The organism is Paracoccus aestuarii, from assembly GCF_028553885.1.
Taxonomy (GTDB): domain Bacteria; phylum Pseudomonadota; class Alphaproteobacteria; order Rhodobacterales; family Rhodobacteraceae; genus Paracoccus; species Paracoccus aestuarii.
The window spans coordinates 619,005-642,172 of sequence record NZ_CP067169.1 but is presented as its reverse complement, the minus strand read 5'-3'; the positions used below and the strand labels follow the sequence as shown (position 1 = coordinate 642,172).

Here is a 23,168-nt window from a genome sequence, read left to right as displayed (position 1 = left end):
GGCATCAAAGGAGCGCCCCCATGTTCATCCAGACCGAGACGACCCCGAACCCCGCCACGCTGAAATTCCTGCCCGGTGACACGGTTCTGGGCAGCGGAACGGCCGATTTCCCGTCGCCCGATACCGGCGCCTCGTCGCCGCTGGCGCGGCGGATCTTCGCGGTCGAGGGCGTGACGGGCGTGTTCCTGGGCCGCGATTTCGTGACCGTGACCAAGGCCGATGACGTGCCATGGGACCATCTGAAGCCCTCGGTCCTGGGCGCGATCATGGAGCATTACCAGTCCGGTGCCCCCGCGATCGAGGGGGCCGCGCCCGAAAGTGCGGGCCATGCCGCCCATGACGGCCCCGATGCCGAGATCGTCGGCCAGATCAAGGAGCTGCTGGACACCCGCGTGCGCCCCGCGGTGGCCCAGGATGGCGGCGACATCACCTTTCACGGCTTCGACCGGGGCGTGGTCTATCTGCACATGCAGGGGGCCTGCGCGGGTTGCCCGTCATCGACCCTGACGCTGAAGATGGGGATCGAGAACCTGCTGCGCCACTATATCCCCGAAGTGGTCGAGGTCCGGCCCGTTGCCTGACCGGATCACCTTGGGTTTCGACACATCGGCCGCGCATTGCGCGGCCGCTTTGCTGCGCGGTGACGTCTTGATCGCCCACAGGCAGGAGGAGATGGCCAAGGGTCAGGCCGAGCGCCTGATGCCCCTGCTGGAGGAGATGCTGGCCGAGGCGGGGCTGGCCTGGGCGGATCTGGACGTGATCGGCGTGGGCACGGGGCCGGGCAATTTCACCGGCATCCGCTTGGGCGTGGCGGCCGCGCGGGGGCTGGCCTTGGCGCTGGAGCGCCCGGCGATCGGCGTGCCCGCGACCGAGGCCCTGGCCTGGGGTCTGGCCCGGCCCTGCCGCATCGTGATCCCCGGCCGCGGCGGCCAGGTGATCTGGCAGGACCTGATGCCGGAGGAGCCCGAGGGGGGCAGCCGTCCGCAGCAAGCTGCGGACGGCGCGCTGCCGCCCGGCCCCGCGCCGGCTGCGCCGGCAGTCGGGATCGCCGACGGCGTCGCGCGCCTGGCCCGCACCCGGGCCGCCATCGGCCCCGCGCCGCGCCCGGCGCCCCTTTATCTACGCCCGGCGGATGCGGCCCCCGCCCGCGACGCGCCCCCCGTCATCCTGGACACATGAGCCCCGAGGCCTTGGCCGCGCTGCATGCGCGCTGCTTCACCCTGCCGCCGCCTTGGCCCGCCACGGCCTTTGCCGCGATGCTGGACATGCCGGGGGTGTTCCTGCTGACCGAGGGCCGCGACGCCTTCCTGCTGGGCCGGGCGCTGGCGGGCGAGGCCGAGCTGTTGACCCTGGCCGTCGCGCCCGAGGCGCGCAGGGGCGGCGTGGGGCGGCGGCTGACTGCCGCATTCGCGGGCAGGGCGGCGCGGATGGGCGCGGATCAGGCCTTTCTGGAGGTCGCCTGCGACAACCTTGCGGCACGCGCGCTCTATTCCGCGCAGGGCTGGCTGGAAGCCGGCCGCAGACGCCGCTATTACGGGCCCGCGACGGATGCGATCGTCATGCGTCTGACGCTGCGTGTCATCCAAGAAGGCGGTTGACCGGCCCCCGGCGATGCGCCCTAATCGGGCGATCAGGCGGGCCCGTTGAATCGCCCGCGAAAACAGGATGAGGTTCCTACATGTCCCTGATGAAATCGCTGCTTGCGGGCTCGGCCATGGCCGTGCTGTCCACCGGTGCGGCGCTGGCCGATCCGGCGCTGATCTATGACCTGGGCGGCAAGTTCGACAAGTCGTTCAACGAGGCGGGCTTCATGGGCGCGCAGCGGTGGGTCGAGGAGACCGGCGGGTCCTATCGCGAGCTGGAGATGCAGTCCGAGGCGCAGCGCGAGCAGGCGCTCCGCCGTCTGGCCGAAAGCGGGTCGAACCCGATCGTGATGGTGGGCTTTGCCTTTGGCGACGTGCTGACCCAGGTGGCGGGCGATTACCCCGACACGCGCTTTGCGATCATCGACATGGTCGTCGAGGCGCCGAACGTCCAGTCGATCGTCTTCACCGAACAGGAGGGCAGCTACCTGGCCGGCGTCATGGCCGGCATGGCGTCCGAGACCGGCACGGTCGGCTTCATCGGCGGCATGGACATCCCGCTGATCCACAAGTTCCATTGCGGCTTTGCCCAGGGGTTCAAGTCGGTCCAGCCCGAGGGGCGCGTGCTGATGAACTTCACCGGCACCACCCCCGCCGCCTGGAACGACCCGGTGCGCGGCAGCGAACTGGCCCGCGCGCAGAAATCCCAAGGCGCCGACGTGATCTATGCGGCAGCCGGCGGCACCGGCATCGGCGTGCTGCAGGCGGCGGCGGATGAGGGCATCCTGTCGATCGGCGTGGACAGCAACCAGAACGCGCTGCATCCGGGCCAGGTGCTGACCTCGATGGTCAAGCGCGTGGACAACGCCGTCTTCGACGCCTTCACCGCCGGCACGGATCTGGAGCCGGGCATCCGGGTCATGGACCTGGCCGCCGAGGGCGTGGACGTCGCCGTGGACGAGAACAACGCCGATCTGGTCACCGCCGAGATGCAGGCCGCCGTGGATGAGGCGCGCGCCGCCATCACCTCGGGCGAGGTCGAGGTGCATGACTACATGACCGACAACACCTGCCCGGCCGCCTGATGAACGCCCCGAGCGACATGAAAGGGGGGCGGCCGGACGCGGCCGCCCCCGCTGCCATCGAGCTGCGCGGCATCTCGAAGGCATTCGGGCCGGTCCAGGCGAACCGCAACATCAACCTCACGGTTCCGCGCGGCACGATCCACGGGATCATCGGCGAGAACGGCGCCGGGAAATCGACGCTGATGTCGATCCTCTACGGCTTCTACAAGCCGGACGAGGGCCAGATCCTGGTGGGCGGCCAGCCGATCACCATCGCCGACAGCCAGACCGCGATCCGCGCGGGCATCGGCATGGTCTTCCAGCATTTCAAGCTGGTGCAGAATTTCACCGTCCTGGAGAACATCATCCTGGGCGTCGAGGACGGGCCGATGCTGCGCCCGTCGCTGTCCAAGGCGCGCGGGGTGCTGAAACGTCTGGCCGCCGAATACCAGCTGAACGTGGATCCCGACGAGGTGGTGGAAAACCTTTCCGTCGGGCACCAGCAGCGGGTCGAGATCCTGAAGGCGCTGTATCGCCAGGCCGATCTGCTGATCCTGGACGAACCCACCGGCGTGCTGACCCCGGCCGAGGCGGACCACCTGTTCCGCATCCTGGAAGGGCTGCGCGACGAGGGCAAGACGATCATCCTGATCACCCACAAGCTGCGCGAGATCATGGAGATCACCGACAATGTGTCGGTCATGCGCCGCGGCGAAATGGTGGCGTCAGTCCGCACCGCTCAGACCAGCCCCGAGGAGCTGGCCGAGCTGATGGTCGGGCGCAAGGTCCTGCTGAACGTCGAAAAGACCCCCGCCCGGCCCGATGCGCCGGTCCTGGAGGTGCGCGACCTGACCATGATCGACGATGACGGGGTCGAGCGTCTGCGCGGCATCAGCCTGGACATCCGCGCGGGCGAGATCCTGGGGATCGCCGGGGTGAGCGGCAACGGCCAGACCCAGCTGCTGGAGATCCTGGGCGGATACCCGGAAAAGGGCGCCAAGGTCACCGGCGATGTGCGCATGAACGGCGCGCCCCTGCCCCTGTCCGGGCGCGGCTGCGATGCGGGCCAGCGCCGCCGCGACGGCATCGGCCACATCCCCGAGGATCGTCAGGTCGAAGGCCTGATCATGGATTTCACCGCATGGGAGAACGTGGCCTTCGGCTGGCAGGACGCGCCCGAATTCAACCGCGGCGCGCTGATGGACAATGACGCCATCCGCCGCGACGCCCAGGCCAAGATGGAGCGTTTCGATGTGCGGCCCCGCGACTGCTGGCTGGCGGCGCGCAACTTCTCGGGCGGGAACCAGCAGAAGCTCGTTGTCGCGCGCGAGATCGAGCGCAATCCCGACCTGCTGCTGATCGGCCAGCCGACGCGCGGCGTCGATATCGGCGCGATCGAATTCATCCACAAGCAGATCGTGGCGCTGCGCGACGCGGGCAAGGCCGTGCTGCTGGTCAGCGTCGAGCTGGACGAGATCCTGGCCCTGTCGGACCGCGTGGCCGTGATGTTCGACGGCCGGATCATGGGCGAACGCCTGCCCGACCAGACCACGACCGGGGAGCTGGGCCTGCTGATGGCCGGGATCACCGATACGGAAAACACCCCCGACAGCGCCGGCATCCCGCCGGGGCAGGCGCATGTCGACGAATTGCCGGAAGGGTCCGCCTGATGGACAAGATGCCGAAATGGGCCGATGTCATCCTGACGCCGCTGATCTCGCTGATCCTGGCGATGGGGATATCCGCGCTGGTCATCCTGGCCATCGGGGAAAGCCCCTGGATGGCGCTGAAGACCATGGTCGAGGGGGCGCTCGGATCCTCCTATGGCTGGGGATTCACGCTGTATTACGCGACGAACTTCATCTTTACCGGGCTGGCCGTGGCGGTCGCCTATCACGCCAGCCTCTTCAATATCGGGGGCGAGGGGCAGGCCGCGATGGGGGGCCTGGGGGTGGCGCTGGTGCTGCTCTATCTGCCGCTGCCGCATTGGGGGCTGGCGCTGCCCGCCGCGATGATCGGGGCGGCGCTCTTCGGGGCGGCCTGGGCCTTCATCCCGGCGCTGCTGCAGGCCAAGCGGGGCAGCCATATCGTCATCACCACGATCATGTTCAACTTCATCGCCGCGGCGGTGCTGAACTATGTGCTGGTGAACCTGCTGCGCCCGACGGGCAGCATGGACCCCGCCACCGCCCGCTTTCCGGCCGAGACGAACCTGCCCGCCCTGACCGACATCGCCGCAGGCTTCGGCATGGTCTGGGGCCGCAACACGCCCGCCAACGTGACCTTCCTGGTGGCGCTGGCGGCCTGTTTCCTGGTCTGGGTGCTGATCTGGCGCACGCGGCTCGGCTATCAGATCCGCGCGCTCGGCAAATCCGAACCCGGCGCGATCTATGCGGGCATCAACCCGGTGCGCATCACGATCATCGCCATGATGATCTCGGGTGGGCTGGCCGGCATGATGGCCATCAACAATGTCATGGGCGAGGCCGGGCGCCTGGTCCTGAACGCGGTCGAGGGCGCGGGCTTCATCGGCATCGCCGTCGCGCTGATGGGCCGCAACCATCCCTTTGGCATCCTGCTGGCGGCGCTCTTGTTCGGGTTCCTCTATCAGGGCGGGGGTGAGCTGGCGCTCTGGACCTCGATCCCGCGCGAGCTGATTGTGGTGATCCAGGCCTTGGTGATCCTGTTCACCGGCGCGCTGGACAACATGGTCCGCATGCCGCTAGAGCGCGCCTTCCTGGCCATGCGCCGCAACCGGGGGGCGGCGAAATGAACATCCGCGAATCGCTGATCGCCTTTATCGTGCTGGGCATCTGCCTGATCTGGGCCTTTGCCGACGGCCCCGCCGCCCAGCAGGGCATCGGCAGCGCGCTGCGCCTGATGACGCCCCTGTTGCTGGCCTGTCTGGCGGGGCTTTATTCCGAACGCGCCGGGGTCTTCGACATCGGGCTGGAGGGCAAGATGCTGATGGCGGCCTTCACCGCCGCATCGGTCGCCTATATCACCGGCAGCGCCTGGCTGGGCCTGGCCGCCGGGATCGGCGGGTCGCTGGCCCTGTCGCTGATCCACGGGCTGGCATCCATCACCTTCATGGGCAACCAGCTGATCTCGGGCGTGGCGATCAACTTCCTGGCCTCGGGACTGACGGTGCTGATCGGGCAGAACGCCTTCGGCCTGGGCGGGCGGACGCCGTCGCTGACGGGTGCGGGGCGGTTCCAGCCCATCACCCTGCCCTTCGCGGCCGAGCTGCGCGAGGTGCCGGTGCTGGGCCCGATCTATTCGGGGCTGATCTCCGGCCAGACGATCCTGGTCTATGTGGCCTTCGCCATGGTGCCGATCACCTGGTGGGTGTTGTTCCGCACCCGGTTCGGGTTGCGCCTGCGGGCGGTGGGGGAAAACCCCGCATCGGTGGATACGGCGGGCGTGTCGGTCACCCGGCTGCGTTACACGGCCGTGGCGATCTGCGGGATCCTCTGCGGCATCGCCGGGGCCTATCTGGCGACCGGCCTGTCCGCAGGCTTCGTCAAGGAGATGACCGCCGGGCGCGGCTTCATCGCGCTGGCGGCGCTGATCTTCGCCAAGTGGCGGCCGTGGCAGGCGCTGTTCGCGACCTTCCTCTTCGGGCTGCTGGAATCCATCGCGAACCTCTATCCGAACCTGGATCTGGGGATCATCACGGTGCCGTCCATGTTCATGAACGCCCTGCCCTATATCCTGACCGTCATCATCCTGGCGGGCTTCGTGGGCCGCGCCATCCCCCCCCGTGCCGGAGGACAGCCCTATGTCAAGGAGCGCTGAGACCGCCGCCGCCATCCGCGCCCGCGCGGGCGACGCGGCCCCCGATTATGCGCTGGTCCTGGGGTCGGGGCTGGCATCGCTGGCCGACGGGGTGGATGGTGTGTCCATTCCCTATGCCGACCTGCCGGGCTTTCCCCATGCGGGCGTGTCGGGCCATTCCCCGCGCCTGGTCATCGGCCAGCTGGAGGGGCGGCGCATCGCGGTGCTGGGCGGGCGGGCGCATTACTACGAATCGGGTCGCGCCGATGTCATGCGCCCCGTGCTGGAGGTTCTGGCCGAGCTGGGCTGCCAGCGCCTGATCCTGACCAATGCGGCCGGATCGCTGCGCCCCGACATCCCGCCCGGCGGGCTGATGATGCTGAACGACCACATCGCCTTTGCCGGGACCAACCCGTTGATTGGCGAGGCCAGCGAGGCGCGCTTCGTGCCCATGACCGATGCCCATGACGCCCCCATGCGCGAGGGCCTGGCCCGCGCCGCCGAGGCCGAGGGCATTCCCCTGCCCCAAGGCGTCTATTGCTGGTTCTCGGGTCCCAGCTTCGAGACCCCGGCCGAGATCCGCGCCGCCCGCATCCTGGGCGCGGATGCGGTCGGCATGTCCACGGTCCCCGAGATCATCCTGGCGCGGTTTCTGGGCCTCAGGGCGGCGGCGGTGTCGGTCATCACCAATATGGGGGCCGGGCTGTCGGACGAATCGATCAGCCATGACCATACCAAGGCCATGGCGCCCCAAGGCGCGGCCAACCTGGAACGCATCCTGCGCCGGTTCCTGCGCGAGGGCTGATCAGCCCATCGCCGCCAACGCGGCCTCGACCCGCCGGGTGGCGGCGTCCAGGTCGCGCAGATCCTCCAGCGCGACCACACGGCCCCGCCCGTCATCATGGCGCGCCCGGTGCTTGTCATAGCGCGGATCGTAGTGATCGCGCAGCAGCCCCTCGGACAGGTCCTGCCAGTCGCGCCGATCCAGCGCCGCGCGCCAGGCGGCGACGCGATCCCCCGGATGCAGCGGCGCGATCTGGTCCAGGATCGCCGCCACCCGGCCCGGATCGCCCACCATGTCGCCATAGCTGGCCGCGGTGAAGGCCGCCCGCGCGCCCACCGGCACCTGCAGCCGCAGGCGCGGCGCCGCGCAGATCGCCTGCCAGATCGCCTTGGGCAGGGTGATGCGGCCGATGCGGCTGCTTTCGGCCTCGACCAGCACGGGGCGGACGGGGTCCAGCGATGCCAGGGCGGTGGCCAAAGTCGTCTCGAACATCTTCTGGTTGGGCTGCAATCCGTCGGGATGGGCGCCGAACAGGCTGCCGCGATGGCGGGCCAGGCCCTCCAGGTCGATGACCTGATGACCTCGCAGCGCCAGGCGCTGCAGGATGGCGGTCTTGGCGCTGCCGGTATTGCCGTCCAGCACGATCACCGGGGCGGGCACCGGCCCGTTCTGGACCCGGTCCACGACCAGCCCGCGCCAGGATTTATAGCCCCCCTGGATCCGCCCGACGCGCCAGCCGATCTGTTCCAGGATGGTGGCGAAGCTGCCCGACCGCTGGCCGCCGCGCCAGCAATAGACCAAGGGCCGCCACGCCCCGTCCCGGTCCGCCAGCGGCCCCGCGATATGGCGCGCCGCATTGGCCGCGACCAGCGCGCCCCCCAGCTTGCGCGCGTCGAAGGGCGAGACCTGCTTGTAGATCGTGCCGACCCGCGCCCGTTCCGCGTCATCCAGCACCGGCAGGTTGATCGCGCCGGGCAGGTGATCCTCGGCATATTCCGACGGCGACCGGACATCGATGATCTGGTCGAACCCCGCCAGGGCGGGGTCCGCGACCGATGACAGGACCAGCACCGTGATCAGAAGACGTAGACGGGCGTGCCGATCGGCACCTGGTCGAACAGGCTGATCACGGCCTCGTTGCGCATGCGCAGACAGCCGTTGGACACCGCCCGCCCGATCGATCCGGGATCGGTCGTGCCATGGATGCGGATCGCCGTGTCCTGGCCCCGTTCGTTATAGAGATAGAGCGCCCGCGCCCCCAGGGGGTTCTGCGGACCGCCCGGCATGCCGTCGGCATATTTCTGATAGGCGTCCGGGTTGCGCGCGATCATGTCGTTCGTGGGCCGCCAGCTGGGCCATTCGACCTTGCGCCCGACGGTGGCCTTGCCCTTCCAGACCAGCTCGGCCGTGCCCACGGCCACGCCGTAGCGCGTCGCCCGGCCCGGCGCGGTCACGTGATACAGAAAGAAGTCCTTGCTGACGACCACGATGCTGCCCACCTCGAAATCCTCGCGGATCGCGACCTGGGTGGGGGCATAGGGGTCGGCGCCCGCCTGCGCCATGGCCAGCGACGGCGCGGCGGCCAGCAGAGCGGCCAGAGAGATCACCTGACGACGGTTCATGGCACTGTCCTTGTCCTTGGTCTTGTCCCGGACATAGCGCGAATCCGGGCCTTGCCGCAACTCACGTCACGGTTTGTGGCCGCGCCGGGCTTGACCGCGCGGCATGGCGGCCACATCTTCGGGGCCATGGACCAGCCCCGCCCCTGCTGCCGCGCCCGCGTGGAGACGACCCGACCCGCGCATCGCTGCCGCGGCCGGGGCGACCGCGCCTGCCGCTGCCATGTGGATGCGCGCCCGGCCCTGTCCCGCCCGCCCGCGCCGCCGCGCATCCTGACGCTGCCGCGCAGGGACCGGCCCGCCGTGGTCCCCCTAACGCCGCAGGCGCCCCCGTTCCGCCCATCGCCCTGAATGACACTGCGATCGACGGCGGATACGGATATGACAACGACCCATCACCTTGACCTGCCCGTTCCGGGCATCAATTGCGCCGGCTGTGCCGGGCGCGTCACCCGCGCGCTGACCCCGCTGCCGGGCATCGAGGGCGTGGCGGTGAACCCCGCGACCCGGCGTGCCTCGATGCGGCTGCGGGGCGGATCGCTGGATGATGTCCGCCGGGCGCTGGACGATGCGGGCTATCCACCCGATCTGTCCGAGACGCGGCTGGCGCTGTCCGGCCTCAGCTGCGCGGCCTGCGCGGGGCGGGTGCGCCGCGCCCTGACCGACCATCCACTGGTCGCCGAGGCCGAGGTGAACCTGGCCAGCCATCAGGCCCGCATCACCCATGCGCCGGGTCTGGCGCCCACGGATCTGGCGCGGATCTGCGACGATCTGGGCTATCCGGCGCGGGTGGCGGGGGGCGACGCGCCCGCCGCCGATCCCGACCGGGACGAGGCCCGCACCCTGCGCCGCGCGGCCATCACCGCGGCGCTGCTGACCCTGCCGGTCTTTGCGATCGAGATGGGCGGCCATGCCGTCCCGGCCCTTCACCACTGGCTGCACGGGCTGATGCCGATGCGGGCGATCTGGGCCGTGCAGATGGTCCTGACGCTGGCGGTGCTGGCGGGACCGGGGCGGCGGTTCTTCCGCACCGGGCTGGCCGCCCTGCGCCGCGGCGCGCCCGAAATGAACAGCCTGGTCGCCTTGGGCGCGGGCGCGGCTTTCGTCTTTTCGGCGGTGGTGACCATCGCGCCGGGGTTGGTGCCCCCCGCCTCGCGCCATGTCTGGTTCGAGGCCGCGGCCGTCATCGTCACCCTGATCCTGACCGGCCGCTGGCTGGAGGCGCGGGCCCGCGGCCAGGCGGGCGCGGCGATCCGGGCCTTGGTCGCGCTGGCCCCCGATCACGCGACCCGGCTGCGCGACGGGCGGCCCGAACGCGTGGCCGTGGCCGATCTGCGGCCCGGCGACGATCTGCTGCTGCAACCGGGCGACCGGGTCGCGCTGGACGGGATCGTGACCGAGGGACAGGGCCATCTGGACGAATCCATGCTGACGGGCGAGCCGCTGCCCGTCGCGAAATCACCCGGCGACCGGGTGACGGGGGGCACGGTCAACGGGATGACGGCCCTGTCCTATCGCGTGACGGCGGTGGGCCGGGACACGGTGCTGGCGCGGATCGTGGCGATGGTTGACCGCGCCCAGGCCGCCCGCCTGCCGGTCCAGGACCTGGTGGACCGCATCACCCGCGTCTTCGTGCCGGTGGTGATCGGGCTGGCGGCGGTGACCTTCCTGGCCTGGCTGGCCTTCGGTCCGGGGCTGGCCCATGCGGTGGTGGCGGCGGTCTCGGTCCTGATCATCGCCTGCCCCTGCGCGATGGGGCTGGCGGTGCCGGTCTCGATCATGGTGGGCAGCGGGCGCGGCGCGCAGCTGGGCCTGCTGTTCCGCCGGGGCGAGGCGCTGCAGCGCCTGGCCCGCGCCCGCGTCGTGGCCTTCGACAAGACCGGCACCCTGACGGTCGGCCGCCCGCGGGTGACGGCGGTCCATCTGGCCGGCACGACGCGCGAGGCGGCCCTGCGCCTGGCCGCCGCCGCCGAGGCGCGGTCCGAACACCCCCTGGCCGCCGCCATCCTGGCCGAGGCGGAGGGCCTGCCCCTGCCCGAGGCGCAGGACGTCACCGCCCGCCCCGGCCGCGGCCTGACCGCCCGGGTCGAGGGGCGGTCCGTCACCATCGGCAACCTGGAGGCGCTGGCCGATGCCGGCATCGCCCCCGACCCGGACCTGATCGCCCGTGCCCGTGCCGATGCCGATCAAGGCGCCACCGCCGTGCATCTGGCCGTGGACGGGCGCCATTGCGCCAGCCTGTCGCTGGCCGATCCCGAACGCCCCGAGGCGGCCGGGGCGGTCGCCCGGCTGCGCGCCATGGGCTTGGGCGTCGCGATGCTGTCGGGCGATCAGCCCGCCACCGCCCGCGCCGTGGGCGACCGCTTGGGGATCGCGGATATCCAGGCCGGCCTGACCCCCGCCGACAAGCTGGACCGGCTGCGCGCCTTGGGGCCGGACAGCGTCTTCGTGGGCGACGGGATCAACGACGCCCCCGCCCTGGCCGCGGCCGGGACGGGCATCGCCATCGGCACGGGCACGGATGTGGCGATAGAATCGGCTGATGCGGTGCTGATCTCGGGCGATCCGGCAGGCGTGGCGCGGGCGGTGGCCCTGTCGCGGGCGGTCATGCGCACCATCCGGCAGAACCTGTTCTGGGCCTTCGCCTATAACATTGCCTTGATCCCGGTTGCCATGGGGGCGCTGGTGCCCTTTGGTGGTCCGCAACTGTCACCGATGCTGGGCGCGGGGGCGATGGCGCTATCATCGGTCTTCGTCGTCGGCAACGCCCTGCGACTGAGGACCGCCGCATGACCCTGACCCGCCGCCACCTGCTGGCCCTGAGCGCCGCGACGGCGCTGATGTCCCGTCCCGCGCTGGCCCAGAGCGGGGCCCAGTCCGGGGCCCAGACCGGGCCGCGTGTGCTGTGCTTCGGCGACAGCCTGACCGCCGGATACGGCCTGCGCCGGGGCGAGGGGCTGGTCCCCCGCCTTTCGGACTGGCTGCAGGCGGCGGGCCGTCCGGCGCAGCTGATCGACGCGGGCCTGTCGGGCGACACGACCTATGGCGGGCGGGTGCGGATGCCCGTCTCGCTGCGCCGCCACCAGCCCGATGCCGTCATCGTCGAGCTGGGCGGCAATGACATGCTGCGCCGCTGGCAGCCCGCCCAGGCCGAGGAGAACCTGGATGCGATCCTGACCTCGGCCGGTCAGGGCGGGCGGCCGCTGCTGCTGGTGGGGATCCATGCGCCCGCGGGCGATGCCGATTGGCGCCGGGCCTGGGCGGGGATCTGGCCGCGTCTGGCGGAACGGCACGGAGCGCTGCTGCTGCAGGACCTCTATGCCCCCTTGGCGCGCATCCCGGCGGCCGAGCGCGCGCCCTATCTGCTGCGCGACGGGGTCCACCCCTCGGCCCAGGGGGTGCGGGTGCTGGTCGATCACCTGGGCCCCGTGGCCGCCGAACTGGTCGCCCGCGCCGCCTGACCGGGGCGCGGGCCGCCATGGGGCGTCAATGCGCCTCGTGGCCGTCCTCGTCATGGGCGTGGTCGTGGTCATGCCCGTGGCCGTGGTCATGCCCGTGGTCGTGGTCATGCGCATGGCCGCCATGGGTGGCGGTGCGGTCATTGTCCAGCGCGGCCTCGACCGTCTCGGTGCCGCAATCGCCGAAATCCAGCTCCAGCGTGACGACGTCGCCCGGCGACAGGGGCTGGACAAGCCCCATCAGCATGACGTGATCGCCGCCGCGATCCAGCAGATGCGTCTCGCCCGCGGGGACGGTGATGCCGTCCTCCAGCTCGACCATGCGCATCACGCCGTCCTCCATGGCATGGGTGTGCAGCTCGACCCGCTCGGCGGCGTCGGAACGGGCGGCGGTCAGGGTGCAGTCGACCTCGCGGTGATTCTCCAGCCGCATGAACACCGCGCCCACCTGGGGATTGGTGCTGCGGGCATAGGCGTCCTCGGCATGCATGCCGTCATGGGCCATGGCAGAGAGGGGCAGAAGCGCCGCGACGGCGGCAAGGGTGATGGTCTTCATCGGATGGTCCTTTCGGATGGGTCTGGATGGGGTGCAGGGGTCGGGACCGCCAAAGGCGGCCCCCGCGCCCGCGCCCGCATCAAGGCCCGGCCCCGGCCCGCGACCGCGCCGGGCCGGCCCAGCCCCCGCGACCGGGTCATGCGGACCGGCAGTGCCACCGCGCCGCCGCCGATGGCGGCCAGCATCGACAGGGCCATGTCGGGGCAGATATGCACGCCCCCGTCCTCGGAACCCGGCCGGGTGGTCACCACCACCCCATGCCCCGTGCAGATCACCACCTGGTCGCCCTGCATCACCAGGCCGCGCGCGGCGCCCAGCCCGATGCTGGTCAACAGCACCGCCAGAATGACGATCAGGGGCACGGGGCGCATCATGGCGCGACCCTAGCGCAGCGGGGCCCGAAGGTCAGGCGACAATCGGACGCAGCACGCGCCCAAGTGGCGGACATGCAAAAGCCCCGCCGGAACGGCAGGGCCATGCAGGACGGTCGCGTCATGCGCCGATCAGGCCTGGGCGGTGTCGGCCTTGGCCAGATCGCGCTTGATCTTCAGCGCGCGGTCCGACAGTTCGGTATCCTTGGCCTTGGCCAGGAAGGCGTCCAGCCCGCCCCGGTGATCGACCGAGCGCAGCGCCGCGGCCGAGATGCGCAGCGAATAGCCGCGGCCCAGCTTGTCGGACAGCAGGGTGACTTCGTTCAGGTTCGGCAGGAACCGACGACGGGTCTTGTTGTTGGCATGGCTGACGTTGTTACCGCTCATCGGGCCTTTGCCGGTCAGTTCGCAGACGCGCGACATGGTTGTGTTCCTTCGTCTCAGCTGTACGGGCGTTCCCGGCGGTGGGTCCGTCCCAATGTGAAAGGGCGCCGCGAGGCAGCGCCCGGAATTCCGTTCGCGGGTGGTTACAGCGGTGCGGGGGCCGCGTCAACCCTTTCCGGCATAGGCACGCTCCAGCGCGATCAATCTTTCCTTGCGCTGCAGGCCCCCGGCATAGCCCGTCATCGTGCCGTCCGCGCCGATCACCCGGTGGCAGGGCACGACCAGCGCCAGCCGGTTCGCGCCATTGGCCGCCGCCACCGCCCGGACCGCGGTGGGCCGCCCGATCGCCGCCGCGATCTGGCCATAGCTGCGCGTCTGCCCGGCCGGGATGGCGCGCAGCGCCTGCCAGACGGCGGTCTGGAAATCCGTCCCCCGCAGGCGCAGCGGCACGTGCAGCCGCCCGCAGCGCCCGGCAAAGTAATCCTGCAGCCGCGCCTCGACCAGGTCGGTCACCGCGCTGCGGCCCAGGCCGATGCGCCCCCCTTCCTGCGCCGAGATCCAGGCCAGCCCCCGCGCCAGCGCCTTGCGCCCGGTGAATTCCAGCAGATGCAGCGCCCGGTCGTCGGCGATGGCGATCATGCCGCCCAAGGGCGTGTCCAGCCAATCCGCCCGCAGATCCGCCTGCCCCGCCATATGCAGCGGCGCATGCCCGAAAAGCCGCCGGAAGGCCGCGCGAAATCCCGATGCCGAATCGAATCCGGCCTCCAGCTGGGCGTCGATCATCCTGTCCCCCTTGGTGATCGCGGTGCCGCCCCGGCGCAGACGCCGGTCGCGGGCCATCCGCAGAAAGCTGCGGCCCAGATGGGCGCGAAACAGCCGCCGCACGGTCGACGGGTCATGGCCCGCGCGCGCCAGGCGCTCCTCGGACCAGTCCAGGTCGCCCGCATCCAGCGCGGCCAGCAGGCCGGCCACCAGCGCGGGCGGCTGCCCCTCCGGGCGGCAGCGCAGGCAGGGGCGGAACCCGGCCGCCCGCGCCCCCGTCGCATCCGCGAACCAGCGGCAATGGGCGGCCAAGGGCTTGCGCGCCGGACAGGTCAGCCGACAGAAGATCCCGGTCGAGGTCACCCCCACCAGCGCCACCCCGTCAAAGGACGCGTCCCGCGCCAGCAGCGCGGCATAGAGCCTGTCGTGATCGGTCAGGTCGCGCATCATCGCCTCCGTTTCCGGCAGGCTAGCCGATTCGCCGGGGCCGGGGGAACGCGGATCGGGCAGTTAATCCGCCCCCGCCCGATCCAGCCAGTCCAGCACCGAGGCCGCCGCGGCGACCGGCGCGCGCCGTCCCTGCGCCACGTCGCGGCCCATCGCATCGATCCGGGCGCGGGCGGCGGGGGCGTCCAGCCGCGCCAGCAGCCCCGCGCGCAGCTCTGCCATGAACCAGTCGCGCGCCTGTTCGGCCCGGATGCGGGCGAAATGGCCGTGATCGCGCCGCCAATCGGCCAGGGCGCGCATCTGGTCCCAGGCATCGCCCAGCCCGTCCCCGGTCGTGGCCGACACGGCCAGCGCCTTGGGAAATCCGTCGGGGTCCTGGATCCGCCGCCGCAGCAGCCGCAGCGCGCCCGCGTAATCGGCCACCGTGCGCCGGGCGGGCGACAGCAGCTCGCCATCGGCCTTGTTGACCAGGATCAGATCGGCCATCTCCATGATGCCGCGCTTGACGCCCTGCAATTCGTCGCCCCCCGCCGGGGCCAGCAGCAGCACGAACAGATCCGACATCTGCGCGACCAAGGTTTCGGACTGGCCCACGCCGACGGTCTCGATCAGGACGACGTCATGGCCCGCGGCCTCGCACAGGCGCACGGCCTCGCGCGTGCGGCGGGCGACGCCGCCCAGCTGGGCGCTGGAGGGGCTGGGCCGGATGAAGGCGCGCGGGTCGCGCGACAGCAGCTCCATCCGGGTCTTGTCCCCCAGGATCGAGCCGCCCGACCGGGTCGATGACGGATCCACCGCCAGCACCGCCACCCGCATCCCCTGCCCCGTCAGCATCCGCCCGAAGGATTCGATGAAGGTGGATTTGCCCACCCCCGGCGTCCCCGACAGCCCGATCCGCAGCGCCTGCCGGTCCGGCAGCCCGTCCAGCAGCCGCTGCGCCCGGTCGCGGTGATCGGCGCGGGTGGATTCGACCAGGGTGATGGCCCGCGACAGGGCGCGGCGATCGCCTTGGATCAGCGGCTCGGTCAGATCGTCCATGCGGTATGCGCGCCCCCGTTTCCCCGTCGCGGGCAGAGTGGCCCAAGCGCGCCCCGGCGGCAAGACGCCTGCGTCGCGCCTTGCCAGCCGCCCCCCGCCACCCTAATTTCAGCAGGTCGCAACCCGAGGATCCGCGCGATGACCTGCCTGACCCGGCGCGGCCTTCTGGCCCTGCTGCCCGCCGCACTCTGCATCGCACCCGTCGGCATGGCCGCGGCCGGGCCCCGCCGGGGTCCGTTCCGCCTGTTGATGGTGACCAGCCGCGGCTGCCATCACTGCCGGGCCTGGCGCGACCAGATCGGCCCGGGCTTCGCCGCATCCCCCGCCGGGCGCGCGGCCCCCCTGACCGAGGTCGACATCGACGGCCCCTGGCCCGACGGGCTGGCGCTGGACCGCCGCCCGCGCCTGACCCCCAGCTTCCTGCTGCTGGAGGGCGCGACCGAGATCGGCCGCGTCGAGGGCTATGTCGGCGCGCGCCATTTCCACCCCGTCCTGATGCGGATGATGCTGGATGCGGGCCTGCCGGGGGATCTGCTGTCATGACCGCCCATGATCCCCGCCAGCCCGCGGACCCCATCCCCGCGCCCGACATGCTGGAACGCGCAGCCGAGGCCAGCGCCTTCATGAAGGCCTTGGCCCATGAGGGGCGGATGATGATCCTCTGTCATCTGTCATCGGGCGAAAAGACCGTGTCCCAGCTGGAGGAGCTGCTGGGCCAGCGCCAGGCCGCCGTCAGCCAGCAGCTGGCGCGCCTGCGGGCCGAAGGGCTGGTCAGCTGCCGACGCGAGGGCAAGGCGCGGCTCTATTCCGTGGCCGATCCCCGCGCGGCCGAGGTCGTGGCGCTGATGTATCGGCTGTTCTGCGCGTCCTGACGCCCGGGTGCCCTTCGCGGAAATCCGGGCTTTTGTCGCACGGGCCCTTGCGCTAGGCAGTTGCGGAACTCCATTCCCGCGAAGGTGCCGCCATGCATGACATCCGTGCGATCCGTGACAATCCCGATGCCTTCGAGGCCGCCCTGCAGCGGCGCGGCCTGTCCGGTCTGACCGCCCGCATCCTGTCGCTGGACGAGGCGCGGCGCGGCTGCATCAGCCGGGCCGAGACCGGCCAGGCCGCCCAGAACCAGGCCAGCAAGCAGGTCGGCGCCGCCAAGGCGCGCGGCGACGATGCCGAATTCGACCGCCTGCGCGCCGAGGTCGCCGACAGCAAGGCCGAGATTGCCCGGATGCAGGCCGAGGCCGCCGATCTGGACGGCCAGCTGCGCGACATGCTGATGGGCATCCCGAACCTGCCGCTGGACCGCGTCCCCGACGGCGCGGACGAGGATGACAATGTCGAGCTGCGCCGGTGGGGCAGCCCCCGCGCGCTGGATTTCCCCGCGCGCGAGCATTTCGAGATCGCGGGCGTCGTCCCCGGCATGGATTTCGCCACCGGCGCCAAGCTGTCGGGCAGCCGCTTCACCGTCCTGAAAGGCGGCGTCGCGCGCATCCATCGCGCCCTTGCCCAGTTCATGGTCGATCTGCATGTCGACAAACATGGCCTGGAGGAGACCTGGACCCCCGTCCTGGTCCTCGAGGAGATGATGGTCGGCACCGGGCAGCTGCCGAAATTCGGCGAGGACAGCTATCAGACCCGCGAGGGCTGGTGGCTGATCCCCACCGCCGAGGTGACGCTGACCAACACCGTGCATGGCGATCTGGTCGATCATGCCAGCCTGCCGCGGCGCATGGTCGCCCACAGCCAGTGCTTCCGGTCCGAGGCCGGCAGCGCGGGCCGCGACACGACCGGCATGCTGCGCCAGCACCAGTTCGAGAAGGTCGAGATGGTGTCCATCACCGATGCCGAGACGGGGCCGGCCGAACATGACCGCATGACCCGCTGCGCCGAGGCCGTGCTAGAGGCGCTGGATCTGCCTTATCGCACAATCGTGTTGTGCACCGGCGACATGGGTTTCGGGGCCCGGATCACCCATGACATCGAGGTCTGGCTGCCCGGCCAGGACCGCTATCGCGAGATCTCCAGCATCAGCTATTGCGGCGATTTCCAGGCCCGGCGGATGAATGCCCGCTATCGCCCGGAGGGTGGCGGCAAGCCGGAATTCCTGCATACGTTGAACGGTTCGGGCCTGGCCGTGGGCCGCGCCCTGATCGCGGTGCTGGAAAACGGCCAGCAGGCCGACGGCTCGGTCGATCTGCCCGCCGCGCTGCATCCCTATCTGGGCGGCAAGACCCGCCTGACCCCCGAAGGCCGCCTGTCCTGAACGGTATCGTCCGACGCGCGAAACTGCCGGTCATCGGCGCGCGTTCGGAGGCATGAAGAGGATCGGAACACTGGTGCATCTGTCGGCGGCCGCGGTCTTCGTGACCGCGGGGCTGACCTATGCCTGGCAGACGGCGGCCACGACCGGCCCCGACAGCCTGGGCGCGACGGCATCCTTGCTGTCCATGCCCTTGGCGCCGCCGCCCTCGATCCCGCAATTTTACCTGGATCCAGGCAATGTGGTGATGTGGTCGCTGCTGATCGCGGTCTGGGCGATGGTGCTCTTGGACGCGGTGGGCCAGTGGATCGACCCGTCGGACACGGACCCGGTGCGGACCGGGCGGCCGCGCATCTGGCCCTTGGCCGTGCTGGCCTTGGCCTTGGGGGCGACCTGGCCGATGCTGATCCAGTCGCCGGGGTTGCTGACCCTGTCGGCGGGGATCAGCGCCGCCGCCGCGATCCTGGCCGCGCGCCGGGCGGCGGGGCGGCACAGACCCGCCATCGGGTTCTTTGCGGGCTGGGCCACGGCCCTGTGTTCGGCGGCGCTGGCGGCGATGGGGGCGGAACGGTTCGGGCTGTCGATGCAGTCCGTTTCGGCCATCGCCATCCTGCCGAGCGCGCTGATCGGCATGGCGGCCCAGATCTGGATCGGGCCCAGCATCGGCTATTCCACCGCGATGATCTGGGCCTTTTGCGGGCTGGCCATATCGACCATGGGCAGCGATCCGGTCATCGCCCTGGCCGCGATCCTGGGGATCTCGGCCATGGCGGCGGTTCTGGTGCGGGCCGCCAGCTAGGCCTTGGGCTTCTGGCGGTTCTTGTGCTTGGACAGCGCGCCCGACTGCACGATCTTGGTGGCCTTGGCCTTGTAGGGGTTGTCGCCCCCCTGATCGCGGAAGAACAGCCGGATCGGCGTTCCCGGCATGTCGAAATCCGTCCGCAGCCCGTTGATCAGATAGCGCTGATAGCTGTCGGGGATCTTGTCCGTATGCGTCGCCTTGACGATGAAGGCGGGCGGACGCGTCTTGACCTGGGTCATGTAGCGCAGCCGGATGCGGCGCCCGCCCGGCGCGGGGGGCGGGTGGCTTTCCGTCATGGCGCCCAGCCACTGGTTCAGGCGGGCGGTGGACACGCGGCGGTTCCAGACCTCATGCGCCTTCAGGATGGCGTTGTGCAGCCGGTCCAGCCCCTTGCCCGTCCGGGCCGAGACGGTGACCAGGGGCGCGCCCTTCAGCTGCGGCAGCAGCTTTTCGAAGGCGGCGCGCAGCTCGTTCAGCTTCTGGGGCTTGTCCTCCTCCAGGTCCCATTTGTTCGCGGCGACGACGACCGCGCGGCCCTCGCTTTCGGCGAAATCGGCGATGCGCAGGTCCTGCTGTTCGAAGGGAATGTCGACATCCAGCAGGACGACGACCACCTCGGCGAAGCGGACGGCGCGCAGGCCGTCGGCGACGGACAGCTTCTCGACCTTGTCGGTGACCTTGGCGCGCTTGCGCATCCCGGCCGTGTCGAAGATCCGCATCGGCGTGTCCATGAAGCGGGTCGTGACGCTGATGGAATCGCGGGTGATCCCGGCCTCGGGGCCGGTCAGCAGGCGGTCCTCGCCCAGGATCTTGTTGATCAGGGTGGATTTGCCCGCATTGGGCCGCCCGATCACCGCCAGCTGCAGCGGCCGGTCATCCGAGGGGCGCCAATCCTCGGCGCCCTCGCCCGATTCGGCATCGGCCTCGGACAGATCCACATCGGTCGCGGCCTCGATCGGGGCGGGGCGCTCGGCCTCGATCGCATCCGACAGGGGGACCAGCAAGCGATAGAGGTCGTCCATCCCCTCGCCATGTTCGGCCGAGATGCGGATGGGTTCGCCCAGGCCCAGGGCATAGGCCTCCAGCGCGCCGGATTCCCCGGCCCGTCCCTCGGCCTTGTTGGCAGCGACGATGACGTGGCGGGCGCGACGGCGCAGGATCTCGGCGAAATATTCATCCGCGGCGGTCACGCCCGCGCGGGCATCGACGACGAACAGGCAGATGTCGGCCTCGTCGACGGCGCGTTCGGTCAGGCGGCGCATCCGGCCCTGCAGGCTGTCATCCTCGGCCATTTCCAGGCCCGCGCTGTCGATGACGACAAAGCGCAGGTCGCCCAAGCGGCCCGCGCCCTCGCGCAGGTCGCGCGTCACGCCCGGCTGGTCATCGACCAAAGCCAGCTTTTTCCCGACAAGGCGGTTGAACAGGGTGGACTTGCCCACATTGGGCCGCCCGACGATGGCAAGGGTGAATGTCATTGGAACGCATGCAACTGGCCGTTGCGGGCAACGACGTAAAGGGTTTGACCGGCAACCACCGGGGCCGTGGCCGCCCCACCGGGGATCTGGACCTGGCCGACCAGCGCGCCGGAGGCGGGATCGAAGCTGCGCAACATGCCATCGCTGGAGGCTATATGCAAGCGGCCTCCGGCCAGGACCGGGCCGTGATGGGCATGGACCGCATCCTGGCGGCGCACCCGGTCGGTGGTGAAGAAGGGCAGCGCCTGCCGCCAGATCACCCCGCCGGTGGCGCCGTCCATACGCACCAGCTGGCCTTGGTCATTGACCGCAAAGACCGAACCGCCCGCCACGGCGACGGGGCTGGTGGCGCCCTCGCGCGCCGACCAGTCCTGCAGGCCGGTGGCCAGATCGACCGCCGTGATCCGCCCCGAGGAGGTGCCCGCGATCACCCGCCCGCCCGCGATGACCGGATCGCCGGTCACGTCGCGGATGAAGCCGATGCTGCGCCCGCCGCGCGATCCGGCGATCTGGGCGCTCCATTCCGTCAGGCCCGAGCTGCGCTCGACCGCCAGCAGCTGGCCCGAGGCGAAGGGAAAGACGACCGTGCCACCCTGCACCGCGGGGACCGACACGCCCATGACGCCCGATCCCGACCCGGTGCCCGAGCTTTGCCACAGCACGCGCCCGTCGCTGGCGCGCACCGCAAAGCCCACCGAATTGCGCGAGGCGACATAGACCACCCCATCCGCGACCGCAGGCCCGCCGCCGATCGCCGCGCCGACGCGCTGGCGCCACAGGACCCGCCCCGATGCCGCATCCAGCGCGACCAGCTCGCCAAAGCCGGTGGTCGCGAAGACGCGCCCGCCCTCATAGGCCAAGCCCCCGCCCGAGGCGCTGTCGGGGTTTTCCAAGGGCGGCGTGATGTCAGTGGACCAGGCGCGGCCGCCATTCGGCGCGGTGGCCGTCACGCGGGCGCGGCTGTCCATGGTGAAGATGCGCCCCGCCGCCACGACCGGATCGGCGGTGATGCGGTGACGGCGCGTGTCGCCCTGCCCGATCGGGGCCGACCACAGCGCGCGGTTGCCTGCGCCCAAGGCCACATGGCCAGGCGCATGGGCGGCATTGCCCGCCCGATGGGTCCATTCGGCATTCGTCACCGGCGCCGCCAGCGACAGCGCGGTGGAGCTGATGCCGGGCGCGCCCTGCACCGCCGGGCCGTCGGGCGATGCCACCGCCAAGGGGTCCAGGCGTTCGCCCGGCAGGATCACGTCGCGGTCGCCACAGGCGGCCAGGCCCAGAATCCCGGCCAGGGCCAAGGTCAGTCGCAGCTTTGCGGTCATCGCCGTCATTCCCCTCGTCCAGTCATCAGCAATGGCGGGCCGCGATCACTCGGCCGGTTCCGGGTCCACGCCCAGGGCGATCATCATCTCGGACAGGCGGCGGCGCAAGGCCTCGGTCAAGCCGTCCTTGGCCTGGATCTGGCGGATCAGCGTGATCGCGTCATCGGGACGGCCCGCGCCGATCAGCGCCACGGCCTTCTGTTCCAAGGCCAACAGCTCGAACGGGGCGCCGGCGCGCGACAGCCGCGTCAGCATCGCGTCGCGTTCGGCGGCATCCATCCGGTCGCCCTGCATCATCACCAGCTTCAGCTGCGCCAGCTCGCCCAGGGCGGTCTGGGGCTGGGCCGCGGCGATGCGGGCCAGATCCTCGGCGGCGGCATCGGCCTCGCCCGCCTCGATGCGGGCACCGGCGGCCAGAAGGCCCGCCAAGGCCTCGCGCCCGGCGGAACCGCGCGCGTCGATGGCCAGCATGGCCTGGGGATCGCCCTCGGCCGCCAGCATCGCGTCGCCCCAGGCCTCGGCCGCCTGGCGTTCCTGGGCGCGGCCGTATTCGCGCCAGGAAATGGCGCCGACCAGAATCACGATCGCCGCGATGACGATCCAGCCATAGCGGCGAAAGATGCTATAAAGCCTGTCGCGGCGCAGTTCCTCGGTCACCTCGTCGATGAAGCTGTCATTCTGGTTGGCCATGGCCGCCTTCGTCGCTTGTCCTGTCGTCCCTGCCGGTCATATCCGCCAGCCGCGCAAAAGCCAATGGCGACCGGCATTTCGGGGGCGTCACGACATGGACAGGGGCCCGCCGCATCGCGACGGGCCCCTGCAGGAATGCGGCGGGCGGGGATCAGAGGCGCGAGGCCACGTTCTCCCAGTTCACCAGCTTGTCGAGGAAGTTCTCGAGGTATTTCGGACGCGCGTTGCGGAAGTCGATGTAATAGCTGTGTTCCCACACGTCGCAGCCCAGCAGGGCGGTCTGACCCTCGACCAGCGGGTTGACGCCGTTCTCGGTCTTGGTCACGTCCAGCGATCCGTCGGGTTTCTTGACCAGCCAGACCCAGCCCGAGCCGAACTGGCCCACACCGGATTCGGTGAATTTCTTCTTGAAGGCATCGACCGAGCCGAAGCTGTCAACGATGGCCTTTTCCAGGTTTTCGGGCATCGGGCCGGGGTTCGGGCCCATCATCTCCCAGAACTGGGCGTGGTTCCAGTGCTGGCTGGCATTGTTGAAGATGCCGTTCTGGGCGACGGCGCCCTTCTGATAGGTGCCCTTGACGATCTCCTCGAGGTCCTTGCCTTCCCATTCGGTGCCGGCGACCAGCTCGTTCAGCTTGTCGACATAGGCCTTGTGGTGCTTGTCATGGTGATATTCCAGCGTCTCGCGCGACATGCCGCCGGCTTCCAGCGCGTCGTGGGAATAGGGAAGGTCGGGAAGGGTGAATGCCATGATCCTGTCCTTTCAAGGGGTTGGATTCCGT

General features: G+C 70.6%; 26 protein-coding genes. 15 read left to right on the top strand and 11 right to left on the bottom strand.

What is annotated here, in order from left to right; genetic code table 11:
• Positions 1-20 precede the first annotated feature (20 nt).
• From JHW48_RS03265 to JHW48_RS03230, 8 genes are all read left to right on the top strand, one after another.
• The gene (locus JHW48_RS03265) at positions 21-581 is read left to right on the top strand and encodes a NifU family protein (protein ID WP_119887619.1); all 561 of its coding nucleotides are present in this window, start codon (positions 21-23) and stop codon (positions 579-581) included.
• Positions 574-1,179, top strand: coding sequence for a tRNA (adenosine(37)-N6)-threonylcarbamoyltransferase complex dimerization subunit type 1 TsaB (tsaB, locus tag JHW48_RS03260; RefSeq protein WP_119887620.1), 606 nt, complete (start codon positions 574-576; stop codon positions 1,177-1,179). The genes JHW48_RS03265 and tsaB overlap by 8 nt, the downstream gene beginning before the upstream one ends.
• Positions 1,176-1,598, top strand: coding sequence for a GNAT family N-acetyltransferase (locus JHW48_RS03255; RefSeq protein WP_119887621.1), 423 nt, complete (start codon positions 1,176-1,178; stop codon positions 1,596-1,598). The genes tsaB and JHW48_RS03255 overlap by 4 nt, the downstream gene beginning before the upstream one ends.
• A gap of 80 nt (positions 1,599-1,678) precedes the next feature.
• Positions 1,679-2,668 carry a BMP family lipoprotein gene (locus JHW48_RS03250; protein WP_119887622.1) on the top strand — a complete coding sequence of 330 codons (990 nt, stop codon included), beginning with the start codon at positions 1,679-1,681 and terminating at the stop codon, positions 2,666-2,668.
• Complete coding sequence (locus tag JHW48_RS03245; RefSeq protein WP_240637963.1) at positions 2,668-4,317, top strand: ABC transporter ATP-binding protein; 1,650 nt, start codon at positions 2,668-2,670, stop codon at positions 4,315-4,317. Before JHW48_RS03250 ends, JHW48_RS03245 begins: the two co-directional genes overlap by 1 nt.
• Entirely contained in the window at positions 4,317-5,420 is a 1,104-nt protein-coding gene (locus JHW48_RS03240; RefSeq protein ID WP_272835744.1) for an ABC transporter permease, read from the top strand. The genes JHW48_RS03245 and JHW48_RS03240 overlap by 1 nt, the downstream gene beginning before the upstream one ends.
• Complete coding sequence (locus JHW48_RS03235) at positions 5,417-6,445, top strand: ABC transporter permease (protein ID WP_119887845.1); 1,029 nt, start codon at positions 5,417-5,419, stop codon at positions 6,443-6,445. The genes JHW48_RS03240 and JHW48_RS03235 overlap by 4 nt, the downstream gene beginning before the upstream one ends.
• Positions 6,429-7,229 carry a purine-nucleoside phosphorylase gene (locus tag JHW48_RS03230; RefSeq protein ID WP_119887844.1) on the top strand — a complete coding sequence of 267 codons (801 nt, stop codon included), beginning with the start codon at positions 6,429-6,431 and terminating at the stop codon, positions 7,227-7,229. Before JHW48_RS03235 ends, JHW48_RS03230 begins: the two co-directional genes overlap by 17 nt.
• On the opposite strand, the gene mnmH is transcribed toward JHW48_RS03230, so the two are convergent.
• On the bottom strand, positions 7,230-8,276 hold the full coding sequence (gene mnmH / locus JHW48_RS03225; protein ID WP_119887846.1) for a tRNA 2-selenouridine(34) synthase MnmH: 1,047 nt from the start codon (positions 8,274-8,276) through the stop codon (positions 7,230-7,232).
• Positions 8,277-8,284: 8 nt separating this feature from the next.
• Positions 8,285-8,830, bottom strand: a complete 546-nt coding sequence (locus tag JHW48_RS03220; protein ID WP_119887843.1) for a L,D-transpeptidase — start codon at positions 8,828-8,830, stop codon at positions 8,285-8,287.
• Positions 8,831-8,956: 126 nt separating this feature from the next.
• Between JHW48_RS03220 and JHW48_RS03215 the strand changes: the two genes are divergently transcribed.
• The 3 genes from JHW48_RS03215 to JHW48_RS03205 are packed head-to-tail and all read left to right on the top strand — an operon-like array spanning position 8,957 to position 12,288.
• Positions 8,957-9,178, top strand: a complete 222-nt coding sequence (locus JHW48_RS03215) for a hypothetical protein (protein WP_272835743.1) — start codon at positions 8,957-8,959, stop codon at positions 9,176-9,178.
• A gap of 30 nt (positions 9,179-9,208) precedes the next feature.
• A complete protein-coding gene (locus JHW48_RS03210) occupies positions 9,209-11,620 on the top strand; it encodes a heavy metal translocating P-type ATPase (RefSeq protein ID WP_119885879.1) in 2,412 nt (803 codons plus the stop codon).
• The gene (locus tag JHW48_RS03205; protein ID WP_240637806.1) at positions 11,617-12,288 is read left to right on the top strand and encodes an arylesterase; all 672 of its coding nucleotides are present in this window, start codon (positions 11,617-11,619) and stop codon (positions 12,286-12,288) included. The genes JHW48_RS03210 and JHW48_RS03205 overlap by 4 nt, the downstream gene beginning before the upstream one ends.
• A gap of 25 nt (positions 12,289-12,313) precedes the next feature.
• Here the strand turns inward: JHW48_RS03205 and JHW48_RS03200 are convergent, their stop codons facing one another.
• The 5 genes from JHW48_RS03200 to meaB all read right to left on the bottom strand — a co-directional run bounded on the left by JHW48_RS03200 (position 12,314) and on the right by meaB (position 15,843).
• Complete coding sequence (locus JHW48_RS03200) at positions 12,314-12,841, bottom strand: copper chaperone PCu(A)C (RefSeq protein WP_119885880.1); 528 nt, start codon at positions 12,839-12,841, stop codon at positions 12,314-12,316.
• Positions 12,838-13,215, bottom strand: coding sequence for a hypothetical protein (locus tag JHW48_RS03195; RefSeq protein WP_119885881.1), 378 nt, complete (start codon positions 13,213-13,215; stop codon positions 12,838-12,840). Before JHW48_RS03195 ends, JHW48_RS03200 begins: the two co-directional genes overlap by 4 nt.
• Before the next feature lie 129 nt (positions 13,216-13,344).
• A complete protein-coding gene (rpmB, locus tag JHW48_RS03190) occupies positions 13,345-13,635 on the bottom strand; it encodes a 50S ribosomal protein L28 (protein WP_119885882.1) in 291 nt (96 codons plus the stop codon).
• A gap of 126 nt (positions 13,636-13,761) precedes the next feature.
• On the bottom strand, positions 13,762-14,805 hold the full coding sequence (locus tag JHW48_RS03185; protein ID WP_336390898.1) for a bifunctional transcriptional activator/DNA repair enzyme AdaA: 1,044 nt from the start codon (positions 14,803-14,805) through the stop codon (positions 13,762-13,764).
• Positions 14,806-14,868: 63 nt separating this feature from the next.
• Positions 14,869-15,843, bottom strand: a complete 975-nt coding sequence (gene meaB / locus JHW48_RS03180) for a methylmalonyl Co-A mutase-associated GTPase MeaB (RefSeq protein ID WP_119885884.1) — start codon at positions 15,841-15,843, stop codon at positions 14,869-14,871.
• A 138-nt stretch (positions 15,844-15,981) separates the two neighbouring features.
• Here meaB and JHW48_RS03175 point away from each other — a divergent pair, with 138 nt between their 5' ends.
• The 4 genes from JHW48_RS03175 to JHW48_RS03160 all read left to right on the top strand — a co-directional run bounded on the left by JHW48_RS03175 (position 15,982) and on the right by JHW48_RS03160 (position 18,896).
• Positions 15,982-16,386 carry a thioredoxin domain-containing protein gene (locus JHW48_RS03175; protein ID WP_205961887.1) on the top strand — a complete coding sequence of 135 codons (405 nt, stop codon included), beginning with the start codon at positions 15,982-15,984 and terminating at the stop codon, positions 16,384-16,386.
• Positions 16,383-16,715 (top strand): ArsR/SmtB family transcription factor, encoded by a 333-nt coding sequence (locus JHW48_RS03170; protein WP_119885885.1) that lies wholly within the window; start codon positions 16,383-16,385, stop codon positions 16,713-16,715. Before JHW48_RS03175 ends, JHW48_RS03170 begins: the two co-directional genes overlap by 4 nt.
• A 92-nt stretch (positions 16,716-16,807) precedes the next feature.
• Positions 16,808-18,100, top strand: a complete 1,293-nt coding sequence (gene serS / locus JHW48_RS03165) for a serine--tRNA ligase (protein WP_119885886.1) — start codon at positions 16,808-16,810, stop codon at positions 18,098-18,100.
• A 52-nt stretch (positions 18,101-18,152) separates the two neighbouring features.
• Positions 18,153-18,896, top strand: coding sequence for a hypothetical protein (locus tag JHW48_RS03160; RefSeq protein WP_147388079.1), 744 nt, complete (start codon positions 18,153-18,155; stop codon positions 18,894-18,896).
• Here JHW48_RS03160 and der read toward each other — a convergent pair.
• The 4 genes from der to JHW48_RS03140 all read right to left on the bottom strand — a co-directional run bounded on the left by der (position 18,893) and on the right by JHW48_RS03140 (position 23,137).
• On the bottom strand, positions 18,893-20,374 hold the full coding sequence (gene der / locus JHW48_RS03155; RefSeq protein WP_119885888.1) for a ribosome biogenesis GTPase Der: 1,482 nt from the start codon (positions 20,372-20,374) through the stop codon (positions 18,893-18,895). The two genes, JHW48_RS03160 and der, sit on opposite strands and share 4 nt — an antisense overlap.
• Positions 20,371-21,696 (bottom strand): outer membrane protein assembly factor BamB family protein, encoded by a 1,326-nt coding sequence (locus tag JHW48_RS03150; protein WP_119885889.1) that lies wholly within the window; start codon positions 21,694-21,696, stop codon positions 20,371-20,373. Before JHW48_RS03150 ends, der begins: the two co-directional genes overlap by 4 nt.
• 45 nt (positions 21,697-21,741) lie before the next feature.
• A complete protein-coding gene (locus tag JHW48_RS03145) occupies positions 21,742-22,386 on the bottom strand; it encodes a tetratricopeptide repeat protein (RefSeq protein WP_119885890.1) in 645 nt (214 codons plus the stop codon).
• Between the two features lie 151 nt (positions 22,387-22,537).
• The gene (locus JHW48_RS03140; RefSeq protein WP_119885891.1) at positions 22,538-23,137 is read right to left on the bottom strand and encodes a superoxide dismutase; all 600 of its coding nucleotides are present in this window, start codon (positions 23,135-23,137) and stop codon (positions 22,538-22,540) included.
• Positions 23,138-23,168 lie beyond the last annotated feature (31 nt).

Bases quoted from the DNA above. Each gene is read 5' to 3' on its own strand.
- JHW48_RS03230 (WP_119887844.1), top strand. From the start codon at position 6,429: ATGTCAAGGAGCGCTGAGACCGCCGCCGCCATCCGCGCCCGCGCGGGC.
- JHW48_RS03240 (WP_272835744.1), top strand. From the start codon at position 4,317: ATGGACAAGATGCCGAAATGGGCCGATGTCATCCTGACGCCGCTGATC.
- JHW48_RS03265 (WP_119887619.1), top strand. From the start codon at position 21: ATGTTCATCCAGACCGAGACGACCCCGAACCCCGCCACGCTGAAATTC.
- JHW48_RS03235 (WP_119887845.1), top strand. From the start codon at position 5,417: ATGAACATCCGCGAATCGCTGATCGCCTTTATCGTGCTGGGCATCTGC.
- JHW48_RS03255 (WP_119887621.1), top strand. From the start codon at position 1,176: ATGAGCCCCGAGGCCTTGGCCGCGCTGCATGCGCGCTGCTTCACCCTG.
- JHW48_RS03200 (WP_119885880.1), bottom strand. From the start codon at position 12,841: ATGAAGACCATCACCCTTGCCGCCGTCGCGGCGCTTCTGCCCCTCTCT.
- JHW48_RS03150 (WP_119885889.1), bottom strand. From the start codon at position 21,696: ATGACCGCAAAGCTGCGACTGACCTTGGCCCTGGCCGGGATTCTGGGC.
- JHW48_RS03160 (WP_147388079.1), top strand. From the start codon at position 18,153: ATGAAGAGGATCGGAACACTGGTGCATCTGTCGGCGGCCGCGGTCTTC.
- der (WP_119885888.1), bottom strand. From the start codon at position 20,374: ATGACATTCACCCTTGCCATCGTCGGGCGGCCCAATGTGGGCAAGTCC.
- JHW48_RS03250 (WP_119887622.1), top strand. From the start codon at position 1,679: ATGTCCCTGATGAAATCGCTGCTTGCGGGCTCGGCCATGGCCGTGCTG.
- JHW48_RS03215 (WP_272835743.1), top strand. From the start codon at position 8,957: ATGGACCAGCCCCGCCCCTGCTGCCGCGCCCGCGTGGAGACGACCCGA.
- serS (WP_119885886.1), top strand. From the start codon at position 16,808: ATGCATGACATCCGTGCGATCCGTGACAATCCCGATGCCTTCGAGGCC.
- JHW48_RS03220 (WP_119887843.1), bottom strand. From the start codon at position 8,830: ATGAACCGTCGTCAGGTGATCTCTCTGGCCGCTCTGCTGGCCGCCGCG.
- JHW48_RS03140 (WP_119885891.1), bottom strand. From the start codon at position 23,137: ATGGCATTCACCCTTCCCGACCTTCCCTATTCCCACGACGCGCTGGAA.
- JHW48_RS03185 (WP_336390898.1), bottom strand. From the start codon at position 14,805: ATGCGCGACCTGACCGATCACGACAGGCTCTATGCCGCGCTGCTGGCG.
- rpmB (WP_119885882.1), bottom strand. From the start codon at position 13,635: ATGTCGCGCGTCTGCGAACTGACCGGCAAAGGCCCGATGAGCGGTAAC.
- JHW48_RS03205 (WP_240637806.1), top strand. From the start codon at position 11,617: ATGACCCTGACCCGCCGCCACCTGCTGGCCCTGAGCGCCGCGACGGCG.
- JHW48_RS03145 (WP_119885890.1), bottom strand. From the start codon at position 22,386: ATGGCCAACCAGAATGACAGCTTCATCGACGAGGTGACCGAGGAACTG.
- JHW48_RS03245 (WP_240637963.1), top strand. From the start codon at position 2,668: ATGAACGCCCCGAGCGACATGAAAGGGGGGCGGCCGGACGCGGCCGCC.
- meaB (WP_119885884.1), bottom strand. From the start codon at position 15,843: ATGGACGATCTGACCGAGCCGCTGATCCAAGGCGATCGCCGCGCCCTG.
- JHW48_RS03210 (WP_119885879.1), top strand. From the start codon at position 9,209: ATGACAACGACCCATCACCTTGACCTGCCCGTTCCGGGCATCAATTGC.
- JHW48_RS03175 (WP_205961887.1), top strand. From the start codon at position 15,982: ATGACCTGCCTGACCCGGCGCGGCCTTCTGGCCCTGCTGCCCGCCGCA.
- JHW48_RS03170 (WP_119885885.1), top strand. From the start codon at position 16,383: ATGACCGCCCATGATCCCCGCCAGCCCGCGGACCCCATCCCCGCGCCC.
- JHW48_RS03195 (WP_119885881.1), bottom strand. From the start codon at position 13,215: ATGATGCGCCCCGTGCCCCTGATCGTCATTCTGGCGGTGCTGTTGACC.